General features: G+C 63.7%; 14 protein-coding genes. 13 read left to right on the top strand and 1 reads right to left on the bottom strand.

Features of this window, described 5'->3' with window-relative positions; translation table 11 throughout:
- Positions 1-32 precede the first annotated feature (32 nt).
- The 13 genes from ACTJKT_RS28995 (at position 33) to ACTJKT_RS28935 (ending at position 15,591) form a co-directional block, all read left to right on the top strand.
- Positions 33-581: a methyl-accepting chemotaxis protein gene (locus tag ACTJKT_RS28995; protein WP_404940395.1), complete on the top strand. Its 549-nt coding sequence runs from the start codon at positions 33-35 to the stop codon at positions 579-581.
- A gap of 115 nt (positions 582-696) precedes the next feature.
- Complete coding sequence (locus tag ACTJKT_RS28990; protein ID WP_440789836.1) at positions 697-2,490, top strand: protein-disulfide reductase DsbD; 1,794 nt, start codon at positions 697-699, stop codon at positions 2,488-2,490.
- Positions 2,491-2,624: 134 nt separating this feature from the next.
- On the top strand, positions 2,625-3,080 hold the full coding sequence (gene aroQ, locus ACTJKT_RS28985; RefSeq protein WP_007921644.1) for a type II 3-dehydroquinate dehydratase: 456 nt from the start codon (positions 2,625-2,627) through the stop codon (positions 3,078-3,080).
- 24 nt (positions 3,081-3,104) lie between these two features.
- A complete protein-coding gene (gene accB, locus ACTJKT_RS28980) occupies positions 3,105-3,566 on the top strand; it encodes an acetyl-CoA carboxylase biotin carboxyl carrier protein (RefSeq protein ID WP_440789833.1) in 462 nt (153 codons plus the stop codon).
- Between the two features lie 17 nt (positions 3,567-3,583).
- Positions 3,584-4,939: an acetyl-CoA carboxylase biotin carboxylase subunit gene (gene accC / locus ACTJKT_RS28975; RefSeq protein ID WP_025807967.1), complete on the top strand. Its 1,356-nt coding sequence runs from the start codon at positions 3,584-3,586 to the stop codon at positions 4,937-4,939.
- A 273-nt stretch (positions 4,940-5,212) separates the two neighbouring features.
- Positions 5,213-6,091: a 50S ribosomal protein L11 methyltransferase gene (gene prmA, locus ACTJKT_RS28970; RefSeq protein WP_440789831.1), complete on the top strand. Its 879-nt coding sequence runs from the start codon at positions 5,213-5,215 to the stop codon at positions 6,089-6,091.
- A gap of 30 nt (positions 6,092-6,121) precedes the next feature.
- Positions 6,122-7,360 carry a DUF3426 domain-containing protein gene (locus ACTJKT_RS28965; protein ID WP_440789829.1) on the top strand — a complete coding sequence of 413 codons (1,239 nt, stop codon included), beginning with the start codon at positions 6,122-6,124 and terminating at the stop codon, positions 7,358-7,360.
- 198 nt (positions 7,361-7,558) lie between these two features.
- Positions 7,559-8,572 carry a tRNA dihydrouridine synthase DusB gene (gene dusB, locus ACTJKT_RS28960; protein ID WP_097305756.1) on the top strand — a complete coding sequence of 338 codons (1,014 nt, stop codon included), beginning with the start codon at positions 7,559-7,561 and terminating at the stop codon, positions 8,570-8,572.
- Complete coding sequence (fis, locus tag ACTJKT_RS28955; protein WP_007921650.1) at positions 8,569-8,889, top strand: DNA-binding transcriptional regulator Fis; 321 nt, start codon at positions 8,569-8,571, stop codon at positions 8,887-8,889. Before dusB ends, fis begins: the two co-directional genes overlap by 4 nt.
- A gap of 81 nt (positions 8,890-8,970) precedes the next feature.
- The gene (gene purH, locus ACTJKT_RS28950) at positions 8,971-10,578 is read left to right on the top strand and encodes a bifunctional phosphoribosylaminoimidazolecarboxamide formyltransferase/IMP cyclohydrolase (RefSeq protein WP_440789826.1); all 1,608 of its coding nucleotides are present in this window, start codon (positions 8,971-8,973) and stop codon (positions 10,576-10,578) included.
- A gap of 178 nt (positions 10,579-10,756) precedes the next feature.
- Positions 10,757-12,052: a phosphoribosylamine--glycine ligase gene (purD, locus tag ACTJKT_RS28945; protein WP_440789824.1), complete on the top strand. Its 1,296-nt coding sequence runs from the start codon at positions 10,757-10,759 to the stop codon at positions 12,050-12,052.
- 99 nt (positions 12,053-12,151) lie between these two features.
- The gene (locus ACTJKT_RS28940; protein WP_440789822.1) at positions 12,152-14,935 is read left to right on the top strand and encodes a response regulator; all 2,784 of its coding nucleotides are present in this window, start codon (positions 12,152-12,154) and stop codon (positions 14,933-14,935) included.
- Positions 14,936-14,997: 62 nt separating this feature from the next.
- Entirely contained in the window at positions 14,998-15,591 is a 594-nt protein-coding gene (locus ACTJKT_RS28935) for a MarC family protein (RefSeq protein ID WP_025807977.1), read from the top strand.
- Between the two features lie 82 nt (positions 15,592-15,673).
- Here ACTJKT_RS28935 and ACTJKT_RS28930 read toward each other — a convergent pair whose 3' ends face one another.
- On the bottom strand, positions 15,674-15,934 hold the full coding sequence (locus ACTJKT_RS28930) for a hypothetical protein (RefSeq protein WP_016703770.1): 261 nt from the start codon (positions 15,932-15,934) through the stop codon (positions 15,674-15,676).
- Positions 15,935-16,185: the final 251 nt, after the last annotated feature.

Here is a 16,185-nt window from a genome sequence, read left to right as displayed (position 1 = left end):
CCCTGGTCGGCGAGGTGCAGGGCAACGCGCAGATGATCGAACAGCTGGCCGAGGAGTCGGCGACCATCGGCGGCGTGCTCACGGTGATCCGCTCCATCGCCGACCAGACCAACCTGCTGGCCCTGAACGCCGCCATCGAAGCCGCGCGGGCCGGGGAAATGGGCCGCGGTTTCGCCGTGGTCGCCGAAGAAGTGCGCTCCCTGGCCCAACGCACCGCCGGCGCCACCGCCGAGATCCAGACCCTGATCGCCGGCCTGCAAGCCGCTGCCCGGCAATCGGTGGAAGGCATGCGCGCCCAGGTCGAACATGCCGAAGCCACCGCTAGCCAGGCCCAGGCCGCCGACGGTGCGCTGGATGAAATCGTCGGAGCGATCCAGACCATTTCCGATACCGCCATCCGCATCGCCGATGTCACGGCCCAGCAAAGCGGCGCCGTCAGCGAAATCCGCGACCACAGCGAGCGCATCCATCAACTGGGTGGGGACAACCTGCAACGCATCGGCGAAGGCCGCGAACAAGGCGAAAACCTGCTGGCATTGGGCGGCCAGCTGCACACGGCGGTGCAGGCGTTCCGCGTCTGACTCAAGCCCTATCGCGGGCAAGNCCCGCGATCGATGACACCGCCAACCGCCAGCCAGCCTGCGAACCCCGCCGCTCTCCGCTATCATGCGCACACCTTCGATTCGCGAGATTGCCATGCGTCGCCTGCTTTGCCTGATGCTGTTCGTGCTTGCCTTGCCGGCGACCGCCGCCGGGCTGCTGGACAGCCGCCCCAGTTCGACCCTGGGCTCGATCAACAACAGCGCCGACTTCCTGCCGGTGCGCGAAGCCTTCCAGCTGAGCCTGCTGCAAAGCACGCCGCAGTCGATCAAGCTGCGTTTCGTCGCCACCGAGGGTTATTACCTCTATCGCCACCGTTTCCAGTTCCGCGCCGAGCCCGCCGAGATCGCCCTGGGTGCCGCGCAACTGCCCAAGGGCGAACAGAAACATGACGAGTTTTTCGGCGACGTCGAGGTCTACCACGGCATTGTCGATGTCGAACTGCCGCGCAACGCCACGGATCAACGGGCCTTCACCCTGGCCGTGACCTACCAGGGCTGCGCCGACAAGGGCCTGTGTTATCCACCGGAAACCGAGCGCTTGCAGATCGATGGCGCGGCCTCTTCTGCCAATGCCTCAAGTACCGGCAGCCCCGCTACCGAGAATGGGAAAACCGGCTGGAGCTGGCGCGAACTGGCGCTGTTCTTCCTCGCCGGCATCGGCCTGACGTTCACCCCCTGCGTCCTGCCGATGCTGCCGATTCTGTCCGGCGTGGTCCTCAAGGGCCAGGTCGGCGGCTGGCGCGGTTTCAATCTGTCGCTGGCCTATGTGCTGCCGATGGCCGCCTGCTTCGCCCTGCTCGGCGCCTTGATGGGGCTGTTCGGCGCCCAGCTCAATTTGCAGGCGCGCCTGCAATCGGCCTGGGTGCTGGTGCCCTTTGCGCTGTTCTTCGCCGTGTTCGCCCTGGCGATGTTCGATGTCTTTGAACTCAAGCTGCCGCGTTTTATCAGCCAGCGTCTGGAGCGCATCGCCGGGCGCACCGAAGGCGGCTCGCTGTGGGGCGCGGCGGTTCTCGGCGTGGTGTCCAGCCTGCTGGTATCCCCCTGCGTTTCGGCGCCCCTGGCGGGTGCCCTGCTGTATATCAGCGCCAGCGGCGATGCCCTGGGCGGCGCCCTGAAACTGTTCGCCCTGGGCCTGGGCATGGGCGCGCCGCTGTTGCTGGTGGCCACCGGCGGCGCGGCCTGGCTGCCGAAAAGCGGGCCATGGCTGGTCTATGTGAAAAATGCCATCGGCGTGCTGTTGCTCGGCCTGGCGATCGGCCTGCTGAGCCGGGTCTTGCCGGGCCAGATCAGCCTGCTGCTGATTGGCGCGCTGGCGGCGGGTGTCGGCCTGTTTCTCGGCGCCCTGGAATTTGTCTACAAGGCGCCGCGCGCGCGCCTGGCGCAGCTGTGCGGGCTGTTCCTGCTGGTGTATGCCCTGGCCTGCTGGTACGGCGCATTCAGCGGCCAGACCGACCCGTTCAGCCCCCTCGCCCGCCCGCCGCTCGCGACCAGCAGCAACAGCCCTGAGAAAACCAGCGCCGGCCAGTGGCAGACCGTCACCACTGCGGAAGAGCTGGACCGGGCCCTGGCCGAAGCCAAAGCCGCGGGCGTTCCATTGCTCCTCGACTGGTACGCCGACTGGTGCATCAGTTGCAAAGTCATCGAGCGCGAGGTGCTCAACGACCGCCAAGTCGTCGAGCGCCTGCAAGGCTATCGCCTGGTTCGCTTCGATATCACCGCCAGCAACCGCGAACAGCGCGCCCTGCTGGACCGCTACCAACTGTTCGGCCCGCCGGCGCTGATGTTCTTCGGCAAAGATGGCGTCGAACGTGCCGATGTACGCGTGGTCGGCGAAATCAGCGCCGCGGACTTCGCCGAACGCATTGCCGCAGCGAATGACCGGATTTAGTCAGTTGGTCACATATTTCGCGTAAACATCGGTCAACGTGCTGCCTATTGCAGAGAACTGGACAGTCACAAAGGCTTTGCGGCATAGTCGCCGGGTTCTGAATAATGGCCCACAGATAAAACAAGGAACGGCAGATGGCGACCCTACTGGTGCTTCACGGACCCAACCTGAACCTGCTCGGCACCCGTGAACCGGGGGTCTACGGTGCAGTCACCCTGGCTGAGATCAACCAGGATCTGGAACGCCGGGCCCGCGAGGCCGGCCACCATTTGCTCTACCTGCAAAGCAACGCCGAGTATGAATTGATCGACCGCATCCACGCTGCCCGCGATGAAGGCGTGGACTTCATTCTGATCAATCCAGCAGCTTTTACGCATACAAGTGTCGCATTACGTGACGCGCTGCTGGCGGTGAGCATCCCATTCATCGAAGTGCATTTGTCCAACGTGCACAAACGCGAACCTTTCCGCCATCACTCCTACTTCTCCGACGTTGCGGTGGGAGTGATCTGCGGCCTTGGCGCCAGCGGTTACCGACTGGCCCTGGAGGCCGCCTTAGAGCAGCTTGAACAACAAGCTAAACGCCCCTGACCGACCCTTGGGAGTTGATGATTCATGGATATCCGTAAAGTTAAGAAACTGATCGAACTGCTGGAAGAGTCCGGCATCGACGAGCTTGAGATCAAGGAAGGCGAAGAGTCCGTACGCATCAGCCGCCACAGCAAGACTCCAGCCCAGCAGTACTACGCACCGGCACCTATGGCTGCTCCGGCCGCCGCACCTGCCGCTGCCGCTCCGGCCGCCGCCGCTGCACCAGCAGCTCCAGCAGCCCCGGCGCTGAACGGCACCGTTGCCCGTTCGCCGATGGTCGGCACCTTCTACCGCAAATCCTCGCCAACCTCGCCAGCCTTCGTTGAAGTCGGCCAGAGCGTGAAGAAAGGCGACACCCTGTGCATCGTCGAAGCCATGAAGATGATGAACCACATCGAAGCTGAAACCAGCGGTGTGATCGAATCCATCCTCGTCGAAGACGGCCAGCCGGTTGAGTACGACCAACCGCTGTTCACCATCGCTTGAACCGCGGAGAGCCAACGATGTCTGCGAAGTTGGAAAAAGTTCTGATCGCCAACCGCGGTGAAATCGCCCTGCGGATTCTGCGTGCCTGCAAAGAGATGGGCATCAAGACCGTCGCCGTTTACTCCAAGGCCGACAAGGAACTGATGCACCTGGGTCTGGCAGACGAATCCGTCTGCATCGGCCCGGCTTCCGCCGCGCACTCCTACCTGCACATTCCGGCGATCATCGCGGCCGCCGAAGTGACTGGCGCCACCGCCATTCACCCAGGCTACGGCTTCCTCGCGGAAAACGCCGACTTCGCCGAGCAGGTCGAGAACTCCGGTTTCGCCTTCATCGGCCCGAAAGCCGAGACCATTCGCCTGATGGGCGACAAGGTATCGGCCAAGCACGCCATGATCGCTGCCGGCGTACCTACGGTTCCCGGTTCCGACGGCCCGCTGCCGGAAGACGAAGAAACCGCGCTGCGCATCGGCCGTGAAGTCGGCTACCCGGTGATCATCAAGGCCGCTGGCGGCGGTGGTGGTCGCGGCATGCGCGTGGTGCATAAAGAAGAAGACCTGATCTCCTCGGCCAAGCTGACCCGCTCCGAAGCGGGCGCGGCGTTCGGCAACCCGATGGTCTACCTGGAGAAGTTCCTGACCAACCCACGTCACGTGGAAGTCCAGGTGCTGTCCGACGGCCAGGGCAACGCGATCCATCTGGGCGACCGTGACTGCTCCCTGCAGCGTCGTCACCAGAAGGTGCTTGAAGAAGCGCCGGCTCCGGGCATCGACGAAACCGCTCGCCAGGAAGTCTTCGCGCGCTGCGTCAAGGCGTGCATCGACATCGGCTACCGCGGTGCCGGTACCTTCGAGTTCCTGTACGAGAACGGTCGTTTCTACTTCATCGAGATGAACACTCGTGTGCAGGTAGAGCACCCGGTATCGGAAATGGTCACTGGCGTCGACATCGTCAAGGAGATGCTGAGCATCGCCGCTGGCAACAAGCTGTCGATCTCCCAGAAGGACGTAGTCATTCGTGGCCATGCCCTGGAATGCCGGATCAACGCCGAAGACCCGAAAACCTTCATGCCAAGCCCAGGCACGGTCAAGCATTTCCATGCTCCGGGCGGCAATGGCGTACGCGTCGACTCGCACCTGTACAGCGGTTACGCGGTTCCACCGAACTACGATTCGTTGATCGGCAAGCTGATCACTTACGGGGCAACCCGTGAAGAAGCCATGGCGCGCATGCGCAATGCGCTGGACGAAATCGTGGTCGACGGGATCAAGACCAACATCCCGCTGCACCGCGACCTGGTTCGTGACGAAGGCTTCTGCAAAGGTGGCGTGAACATTCACTACCTGGAGCACAAGCTGGCCGGTCAACACTGATCGACACCGCACCAGACCGACAAGGCCGCTTTCGAGCGGCCTTGTCGTTTCTGCCGCGAACCCTGCAGGAGCGAGCTTGCTCGCGATCCGCGCAACGGCCATTACCTGCGCGGCCCGATCAACCGCTATCGCGAGCAAGCTCGCTCCTACAATGGGCAGGCTTGCCCATGGAAATGGCGCCTGGCGTGTCGTTTTCTGCGCCTCGCTCGCGTAAACTTGCGCGCTTCTCGCAGCCCGCTAGGCTGCACATTACATATTTCAAAGGTGCCCGCCATGCCTTGGCTGCAAGTCCGTCTCGCCATCAGCCCAGAACAAGCCGAAACCTACGAAGACGCTTTTCTCGAAGTCGGCGCCGTTTCGGTGACCTTCATGGACGCCGAGGATCAGCCGATCTTCGAGCCGGAACTCAACACCACCCCGCTGTGGAATCACACTCACCTGCTGGCCCTGTTCGAAGGCGGCACCGAGGCTGCCAGCGTGCTGGCCCACCTCGAGCTGCTGACCGGCAGCCCGCTGCCCGAACACCACAGCGAAGTGATCGAAGACCAGGACTGGGAACGCAGTTGGATGGACAACTTCCAGCCGATGCGTTTCGGCCGGCGCCTGTGGATCGTCCCGAGCTGGCACGCCGCTCCCGAGCCGGACGCGGTCAACCTGCTGCTCGATCCGGGCCTGGCCTTCGGCACCGGCACGCACCCGACCACCGCGCTGTGCCTGGAATGGCTCGACGGCCAGGACCTGAAAGGCTGCAACGTGCTGGACTTCGGTTGCGGCTCCGGGATCCTGGCGATCGCCGCCCTGCTGCTGGGCGCCAAACAGGCGGTGGGCACCGACATCGACGTGCAGGCCCTGGAGGCCTCCCGCGACAACGCCGGGCGCAACAACATCGCCGAAGAGCTGTTCCCGCTCTATCTGCCGGAAGACCTGCCGCAGGTCCAGGCGGACGTGCTGGTCGCCAACATTCTCGCCGGCCCGCTGGTTTCCCTGGCGCCGCAGCTGTCCCGCCTGGTCAAGAGCGGCGGACGCCTGGCGCTGTCGGGCATCCTCGCCGAACAGGGTGAAGAAGTCGCGGCCGCCTACGCCCAGGACTTCGACCTGGATCCAATCGCCAACCTCGATGGCTGGGTACGCATCACCGGCCGTCGGCGCTAGAATGGCCGCCTGCATGAACCGGATCGCCGCATGACCGACAGTTTCGTCACCCAGTGCCCGCATTGCCAGACCAGCTTCCGCGTCAGCCACGCTCAGTTGAGCGTGGCCCGGGGCGTGGTGCGCTGCGGCTCGTGCCTGCAGGTGTTCAACGCCGCACGGCAGTTGCTTGAGCAACGCGCTGGCAAGGACGCTGTCGCTGCACCTTCCACACCGGCCCCCCCTGCCGAACCGCTGACCCCGCCGCCACCGCGGGCCATCAGCCAGAAGCAGTGGAGCGCCACCGAGCTCGACCTGGACAGCCTCGACCTGGACGAGGAGCTGGCCAAGCTCGAACAGCGGGAAATCCAGCCGACCAAGGCCTTCGGCCAGGAACGCGCCGCCAGGGAAGACACCCTCAGTGCCCGCCGCGACCAGCCGGATGCCGAAGAGGAACACTGGCCCGACAGCCTGTTCAGCCAGCCTCCAGGCAGCAGCGACGAGCTCGACGAAAAACCCGAGCAGCCAGCCGTCGATGCCGGCCGCTCCGGGCGTACCGAACCCTCGTTGTCCTTCAACCTGGACGATCTGGAAGACGAACCCAAGGCGCCCTCCCTGCTCCCGGACGACGACCTGGAGCCCATGCCGGCGCATGGCTCCCTGAAGGCCGACGAGCCCGACGAGATCGAGCCGCCTGCCAGCCCGGCGCCGCGCAACAAGCGTGGCCGCGCCGAGCCCGAGGCGCCGGACGCCGTGCTGCTGGACCTGGAAGACGACCCGATCCAGCTGGACTGGCAGAAGCGCCGCTCGCCCTGGGGCCGCCGCCTGCTCTGGGGCCTGTTGATCCTGCTGGCCGCCGCCGGCCTGGCGGGTCAGTACATCGCCTATCACTTCGACGAACTGGCGCGCCAGGACCAGTACCGCCCCTGGTTCCAGCAACTGTGCCCGGAACTGGGTTGCACCGTGCCCTCGAAGGTCGATATCGGCCGCATCAAGAGCAGCAACCTGGTGGTGCGCAGCCACCCGGACTTCAGCGGCGCCCTGGTAGTGGATGCGATCATCTACAACCGCGCGCCGTTCTCCCAGCCCTTCCCGCTGCTGGAACTGCGTTTCGCCGACCTCAACGGCCATCTGATCGCCAGTCGTCGCTTCAAGCCTGGCGAATACGTCAAGGGCGAACTCGAAGGCGTGTCGGAAATGCCGCCGCAGACGCCGATCCATATCGCGCTGGACATCCTCGATCCAGGCCCCAAGGCCGTCAACTACAGCCTAAGCTTCCACTCGCCCGAGTAAAACGGGCCATGCGACCAAAGGCCGCGCTGAAATTGGCGGCGGTTTTCTGACTGCTGCCCCAACGGACCAAACCGTTGGCAATAACAGAATAACTGTTCAGATTTTATCCAATTCAGCCTTTATCCGGTCATCGAGAGCGGGTATCATGCCAACCCTTTTTCGAACTCTCATGATCCGGCCCCACAACAGGGAAGTCCTATGTCGGCGGTACGCATCGGCCCATATACATTGCACAACGGCTTGATTCTCGCCCCCATGGCGGGTGTCACCGACCAGCCCTTTCGTCAGCTTTGCAAGCGGTTGGGTGCAGGCCTTGTAGTCTCGGAAATGGTCACCAGCGACATGAGTTTGTGGAACAGTCGCAAATCGCGTCTGCGCATGATCCACGAGGGCGATCCCGAGCCGCGCTCGGTACAGATCGCCGGTGGCGATGCACAGATGCTGGCGGATGCCGCCCGCGCCAACGTCGAGTTGGGCGCACAGATTATTGATATCAACATGGGTTGCCCGGCGAAGAAGGTCTGCAACAAGGCCGCCGGCTCCGCGTTACTGAAAGATGAAGATCTGGTGAACGAGATCCTGCAGGCCGTGGTGGCTGCAGTCGATGTGCCGGTCACCCTGAAGATCCGTACCGGCTGGGACCGGGCGAACAAGAACGGCCTGACGGTGGCGAAGATCGCCGAACAGGCAGGTATCACGGCATTGGCGGTCCATGGCCGGACCCGGGCCGACCTGTACACCGGTGAGGCCGAGTACGACACCATCGCTGCGATCAAGCAGGCGGTGTCGATCCCGGTCTTCGCCAACGGCGATATCGACTCGCCCGAGAAGGCCCGCCACGTCCTCGACGCTACCGGTGCCGACGGGCTGTTGATTGGCCGGGCCGCTCAGGGACGGCCATGGATTTTTCGTGAGATCGAACATTTTCTGCGTACCGGTCAAACCCTGCCGGCACCTGAGCTGTTCGAGGTGGAACGTATTCTGCTTGAGCATCTGGCCGCGCTGCATGCCTTCTATGGCGATGTCATGGGCGTACGCATTGCTCGCAAGCATGTGGGCTGGTATCTCGCAACTCTGCCGGGCGCCAGGGAGTTTCGCGCCCACTTCAATCGTTTGGAAGATACGGAAGCACAGTGCGCCAACGTTCGTGAGTTCTTTGCCGAGCGTTACAAGAGCCTGGTGACAGGGGACGGAGAGGGGGTGGCCGCATGACGATGATGACCGAGACTTTAGTGAGTGGAACAGCACCCGTGAGCGACAACGTGAATTTGAAACAGCACCTCAATACACCGAGCGAAGAAGGCCAGACCCTTCGCGGGAGTGTCGAGAAGGCGCTGCACAATTATTTCGCCCACCTTGAGGGCGCGGCCGTCACGGACGTGTACAACCTGGTGCTCTCCGAAGTCGAGGCTCCGTTGCTCGAAAGCGTGATGAACTACGTCAAGGGCAACCAGACCAAAGCCAGCGAGCTGCTCGGTCTGAACCGCGGCACCCTGCGCAAGAAACTCAAGCAGTACGATTTGCTGTAAGCATTCAATCAAACCAGAAAGGCGCCCGCGTAAAACCGGTCGCCTTTTTTGCTGACTCCTTTGCTTTTGATGGAAATTGAGATGACCGACCAGACTACCCGCCTGCCGATCCGCCGCGCCTTGATCAGTGTTTCCGACAAGACCGGGATCCTCGAATTCGCCAAGGAGCTGGAAGCCCTGGGCGTGGAGATCCTCTCCACCGGCGGGACCTTCAAACTGCTGCAGGACAACGGCGTGGCCGCAGTGGAAGTCGCGGATTACACCGGTTTCGCGGAAATGATGGACGGCCGGGTGAAGACCCTGCACCCGAAAATCCACGGCGGTATCCTCGGTCGTCGCGGTATCGACGACGCCATCATGAACGAGCACGGCATCAAGCCGATCGACCTGGTAGCGGTCAACCTCTACCCGTTCGAAGCCACCATCTCCAAGCCAGGCTGCGACCTGCCGACCGCCATCGAGAACATCGACATCGGCGGCCCGACCATGGTCCGCTCGGCGGCCAAGAACCACAAAGATGTGGCCATCGTGGTCAACGCCAGCGACTACGGCCAGGTGCTGGAAAGCCTGAAGGCCGGCGGCCTGACCTACGCCCAGCGTTTCGACCTGATGCTCAAGGCCTTCGAACACACCGCGGCCTATGACGGCATGATCGCCAACTACATGGGCACCGTGAACCAGGCGGCCGAAACCCTGACCACCGAAGGCCGCAGCGAATTCCCGCGCACCTTCAACAGCCAGTTCATCAAGGCCCAGGAAATGCGCTACGGCGAGAACCCGCACCAGAGCGCGGCGTTCTACGTGGAAGCCAAGCCCGCTGAAGTCGGCATCGCCACCGCTACTCAGTTGCAAGGCAAGGAACTGTCGTACAACAACGTGGCCGACACCGATGCAGCGCTGGAATGCGTGAAGAGCTTCGTCAAGCCGGCCTGCGTCATCGTCAAGCACGCCAACCCGTGCGGCGTGGCCGTAAGCCCCGACGCTGAAGGCGGTATCCGCCAGGCGTACGAGCTGGCCTACGCCACCGACACCGAATCGGCCTTCGGCGGCATCATCGCCTTCAACCGCGAACTGGACGCCGAGACCGCCAAGGCCATCGTCGAGCGTCAGTTCGTCGAAGTGATCATCGCCCCATCCGTGAGCGAAGAAGCCCGTGCAATCGTTGCCGCCAAGGCCAACGTGCGCCTGCTGGCCTGCGGCCAATGGTCGGCGGACCGTGTTCCGGCCTGGGACTACAAGCGCGTCAACGGTGGCCTGCTGGTGCAGAGCCGCGACATCGGCATGATCGGCGCCGACGACCTGAAAGTGGTGACCCAGCGCGCCCCGACCGAACAGGAAATCCACGACCTGATCTTCGCCTGGAAAGTGGCCAAGTTCGTCAAGTCCAACGCCATCGTCTACGCCAAGAACCGTCAGACCATCGGCGTCGGCGCCGGCCAGATGAGCCGCGTGAACTCCGCCCGTATCGCCGCGATCAAGGCTGAACACGCCGGCCTGCAAGTGCAGGGCGCGGTCATGGCGTCCGATGCGTTCTTCCCGTTCCGCGACGGCATCGACAACGCGGCCAAGGTCGGCATCACCGCGGTGATCCAGCCAGGCGGCTCGATGCGCGACAACGAAGTGATCGCCGCCGCCGACGAGGCCGGCATTGCCATGGTGTTCACCGGCATGCGCCACTTCCGCCACTAAGTCTTACTGGGGCGCCACCCTCCCCTGTAGCCGCTGCCGAAGGCTGCGATAAGACCCGAAGGGTCTTCAGCGATCTGAAATCCTGCAACCGCTTCGCGGTTGATCGCAGCCTGGCGGCAGCGGCTACAAGGTCAGGCTTGCGCGCTTCCCCGAATTTGCGTCATCCGAGGTTTTTGAAATGAATGTACTGATCATTGGTAGCGGCGGTCGTGAACACGCCCTGGCCTGGAAAGTCGCTCAAGACCCACGGGTCGAGAAAGTCTTCGTTGCCCCGGGCAACGCCGGCACCGCCATCGAAGCCAAGTGCGAGAACGTGGCCATCGACGTATTGGCCCTCGAGCAGCTGGCCGACTTCGCCGAGAAGAACGTTTCCCTGACCATCGTCGGTCCGGAAGTCCCGCTGGTTGCCGGCGTGGTCGACCTGTTCCGCTCCCGCGGCCTGGACTGCTTCGGTCCGACCGCTGGCGCCGCCCAGCTGGAAGGTTCGAAAGCCTTCACCAAGGATTTCCTGGCTCGCCACAAGATCCCGACCGCCGACTACCAGAACTTCACCGAGATCGAGCCGGCCCTGGCTTATCTGCGGGAAAAGGGCGCGCCGATCGTGATCAAGGCCGACGGCCTGGCCGCCGGTAAGGGCGTGATCGTCGCCATGACCCTGGCCGAGGCCGAAGACGCCGTGCGCGACATGCTGGCCGGCAATGCCTTCGGCGACGCGGGTTCGCGTGTGGTGATCGAAGAGTTCCTCGACGGCGAGGAAGCCAGCTTCATCGTCATGGTCGACGGCAAGAACGTGCTGCCCATGGCTACCAGCCAGGACCACAAACGCGTCGGCGACGGCGACAGCGGCCCGAACACCGGCGGCATGGGTGCCTACTCCCCGGCCCCGGTGGTCACCGCCGATGTGCACCAGCGCGTGATGGACCAGGTGATCTGGCCGACCGTGCGCGGCATGGCCGACGAAGGCAACGTCTACACCGGTTTCCTGTACGCCGGTCTGATGATCGACAAGGCCGGCAACCCGAAGGTCATCGAGTTCAACTGCCGCTTCGGCGACCCGGAAACCCAACCGGTGATGCTGCGCCTGCAGTCGAGCCTGGTGCTGCTGGTCGAGGCCGCCCTGGCCCAGGCGCTGGACAAGGTCGAAGCACAATGGGATCCACGTCCGAGCCTGGGCATCGTCCTGGCCGCCGGCGGCTATCCTGGTGACTACGCCAAAGGCGCGGTGATCGAAGGCCTGGACGCAGCCGCCACACTGGAAGGCAAAGTCTTCCACGCCGGTACCGCGCTCAAGGACGGTCAAGTCGTAACCTCCGGCGGCCGTGTGCTCTGCGCCACCGCCCTGGGCGACAGCGTGGGTGCCGCCCAGCAGCAGGCTTACCAACTGGCAGCTAAGATCGATTGGCAAGGCTGCTTCTACCGCAAAGACATCGGTTACCGGGCCATTGCCCGCGAGCGTGGCGAAAATCAGGAGTAATCCTGTCTTCCTGTCCGGCAGGGGCCCCAGGCCCTTGCCGGACGGCTCCAGCGCCGCGCATAGTTATAATCTGGCATCAACCTACGAAGGGATTTCGCCGTGCGCTGGCTCAGGACTGCCATAGGTTTCACCGTCACTCTGCTGACCCTGCTCTGCTTGATCCCGGCCCAGGCCGCACAAGGCAGTAACTGGGCCGTTTTGCTCGATGAACAGGCCGACCTGCAACTGAGCGATATCCGCTCCCCGCGCTACACCAATCAATTCAGCCCGATCGAACTGGAACGCATCACCGCCGCCGAACCCGGAGGCGCGTTATGGCTGCGTTTCAAACTGCAACCGGGCACACACGAACAACTGCTGCGGATCTTCGCGCCTGACCTGTCACGTCTGGACATGTATGTGCTCGACGGCGACAACCTGGTCGAGCAACTGACCTCCGGCACCCAGCAGCCCCAGGCCGAACGGCCTCTGCCCAGCAGCGACTTCATGCTGCCGCTGCCGCAGAACCAGAAGACCCTCGATGTCTATCTGCGCCTGGTCTCCGACCATCAGCTGCGCCCTTATATCACCCTGCAATCGGCGGTCATGACCGCGGCCAATCAGGGCCAGAGCGTGCTCTACGGCCTGCTGTTCGGCTGCATGGGCATGCTGATGCTGCACAACCTGGTGCGCTACGCCTACACCCGCTCGCGCAGCAGCCTGTGGCTGGCTTCCTGCGAAGCCTTGGTCATGCTCAGCCTGGCGCTGATGCTCAACCTGTTCGGCCCCTGGCTGCCGGACTGGCACGCGATACAGACCCCCGGCGCCTACCTGGCACTGTTGCTGACCACCCCGTGCGGGCTGATGTTCGTCTATCGCTTTTTTGCCCCGCTGGGCCCGCACCCGCTGAACAAGCTGCTGCTGGTGGACATCCTGATGGTCAGCCTGTGCAGCCTGTTGCTGATGTTCGTCGACTCGCTGCCGCTGAATCTCATCACCTACGGCCTGGTGGCCCTGGTCGGCCTGAGCATGCTGTTCATCGCCGGTTATCACTGGCACAAAGGCTACCGCCCGGCGCGCTACTTCGTGGCCGGCATGGGCATCTTCAACATCGGCGCGCTGATCGTGCTGCCGGCGCTGCTGGGGCTGACCATGGTCGCGCCCCAGGGGCTGATCATCACCCTGCTGGTGACCATGTGCCTGAGCGGGCTGGCGATGAGCATCGCCCTGGGCGAGCGCCAGCGCAGCATCACCGAGGATGAGTTCAGCGTCAGCCGCGACCTCGCCGCCAGCAACGCCGAGGTCAATGCCAAGGCCGAGTTCCTGGCGAAGATCAGCCATGAGATCCGCACACCGATGAACGGCGTGCTGGGCATGACCGAACTGCTGCTGGGCACGCCGCTGTCGGTCAAGCAGCGCGACTACGTGCAGACCATCCACAGCGCCGGCAACGAGCTGCTGACCCTGATCAACGAGATCCTCGACATCTCCAAGCTCGAGTCCGGGCAGATCGAGCTGGACGACGTGCAGTTCGACCTCAATGCATTGATCGAAGACTGCCTGAGTATTTTCCGCGCCAAGGCCGAGCAGCAGAATGTCGAGCTGATCAGCTTCATCCAGCCGCAGGTGCCGCGCGTGATCAGCGGCGACCCGACCCGCTTGCGCCAGGCCATGCTCAGCCTGCTGGAAAACGCCCTGAAGAAGACCGACGAAGGCGAGGTCCTGGTGGTAGTCGCGCTGGACGAGCGCACCAGCAAACCGCGCCTGCGCATCGCCGTGCAGGACAGCGGCCAGCCGATGGAAGCCGAAGAGCGCGATGCCCTGCTGCACTCGGAACTGCACAGCAAGAACTTCCTCGCCAGCACGCGCCTGGGCGGCAATCTCGGCCTGGTCATCGCCCGCCAGCTGATCCTGCTGATGCATGGCGAGTTCGGGATCAAGACCAGCGCCAACCAGGGCAGCACCCTGTGGCTGACCCTGCCGCTGGACCCGGAGCGCCTGGAGCACCCGACCTCCGACCTGGATGGCCCGCTGCAAGGGGCGCGGGTGTTGGTAGTGGACGACAACGACACCTGCCGCAAGGTTCTGGTGCAGCAATGCAGCGCCTGGGGCCTGAACGTCAGCGCCGTGCCTTCAGGCAAGGAAGCCCTGGCCCTGCTGCGCACCAAGGCGCACCTGCGCGACTACTTCGACGTGGTGCTGCTCGACCAGAACATGCCCGGCATGACCGGCATGCAACTGGCGGCCAAGATCAAGGAAGACCCGAGCCTGAACCACGACATCCTGCTGATCATGCTCACCGGCATCAGCAACGCGCCGAGCAAGGTCATCGCGCGCAATGCCGGGGTCAAGCGCATCCTCGCCAAACCGGTGGCCGGCTATACCCTCAAGACCACCCTGGCCGACGAGCTGACCCAGCGCAACAAGGGCCAGTTCGTGCCGCATCAGCCCCATGCGCTGAGCGGGGTTCCGGTGCCGGTCAAGGTGCCGAGCGACTTCCGCATCCTGGTGGCCGAGGACAACAGCATTTCCACCAAGGTGATCCGCGGCATGCTCGGCAAGCTCAACCTGCAGCCCGATACCGCAAGCAACGGCGAAGAAGCCCTGCAAGCGATGAAGGCCCAGCGCTACGATCTGGTGCTGATGGACTGCGAGATGCCGATCCTCGACGGTTTCTCCGCCACCCAGCAGCTGCGGGCCTGGGAAGTCGGCAACCAGCGCGTGCGCACGCCGGTGGTGGCGCTGACCGCGCACATCCTCACCGAACACAAGGAACGCGCGCGGCAGGCCGGCATGGACGGGCACATGGCCAAGCCGGTGGAGCTGTCGCAACTGCGCGAGCTGATCGAACACTGGGTGGCGCAGCGCGACCTGCAGGACCGCACCACGGCGCAACCGTCCTGAGCCGACAGCACGGCAAACGCCTGTTAAACTCCGCTCGCCCTCCCTCGCTGTGAGTTTGCGCCATGCTCCATGTGCTGTTCAGCGTGTACCTGAAGATGCTGGTGCTCTACAGCCCCTTCTTCGTCCTGTCCTGCTTCATCAGCCTGACTCGCGGCTACTCCAACAAGGAGCGTCGACGCCTGGCATGGAACGTCGCCTTGGCGACCCTGGCCTCCAGCGTGCTGCTGTATCTGTTCGGACGGGTGATCTTCAGCGTGTTCGGCATCACCGTGGACGCCTTCCGCATCGGCGCGGGCAGCGTGCTGTTCATCTCGGCGCTGGGCATGGCCCAGGGCAAGTCGGCGATCCAGACCGACAACGTGCAGCAGGACGTGACCATAGTACCGCTGACCATCCCGCTGACCGTCGGCCCCGGCACCATCGGCGCCCTGCTGGTGATGGGCGTCGGCCAGCCGCACTGGGACGACAAACTCACCGCGATCCTCAGCATCGCCCTGGCCAGCTTCACCGTCGGCGTGGTGCTGTACCTGTCCAACCGCATCGAGCGAATCCTGGGTGACCAAGGCTTGCAGATCGTCAGCCGACTGATGGGGCTGTTCGTCTGCGCCCTGGCGGCGCAGATCATCTTTACCGGGGTCAAGGGGTATCTGGGTTAGAGGCAGCAGCAAGCTACAAGCTGCAAGAACAAGCAGGCTCACTGGGGACAGTGAGCCTGTGCTGTTTCTGGGGTAGGGGTTTTTAAGCGTCCAGGCGCCACTGCAAGGCATCCAGGGCATCGCAGCCGTCTTGCAGCAACAGGTGGGCAGCGTTGACGAAGTGACTCAGGTCGCGCTCGCTCACGCCTTTGAGGCTCAGGCAGTTGAGGCTGTGCATCAGATCCCGCGAGGCCTTGATGCGCTGCACCGCGCCGCCATGCAGATCGGCTGCGGGCGCGTTGCGATCGAGGTGGAACACCGGGGTGGGGGTGAGATTGCTTTGTAGGGGGATGAAGTCGGTCATTGGGAAGCTCCATGGTTAGCATTTCTGCACTCATAGGCTCGCTTTCCGACCGGCTAAGATCGGCCGCCGATGCGTCGGCGACCGGACAACTATGGCGATACAGGAAATCAGCGACAACCCTTAATGTGTTGCTATTACCTTCTGCAAAACCAGACCTGCCTCCCAGACACCCCCACGCCTGTAGCCGCTGCCGAGCCCGCGAGGCTGCGATAGGACCGAAGGTCCTTCTGCGGTTTCGAGATCCCTGCGCC

Source organism: Pseudomonas sp. 22526 (assembly GCF_052044735.1).
In the GTDB taxonomy this organism is placed as follows: Bacteria; Pseudomonadota; Gammaproteobacteria; order Pseudomonadales; family Pseudomonadaceae; genus Aquipseudomonas; species Aquipseudomonas piscium.
This window is presented reverse-complemented; position numbering and strand designations above follow the sequence as displayed.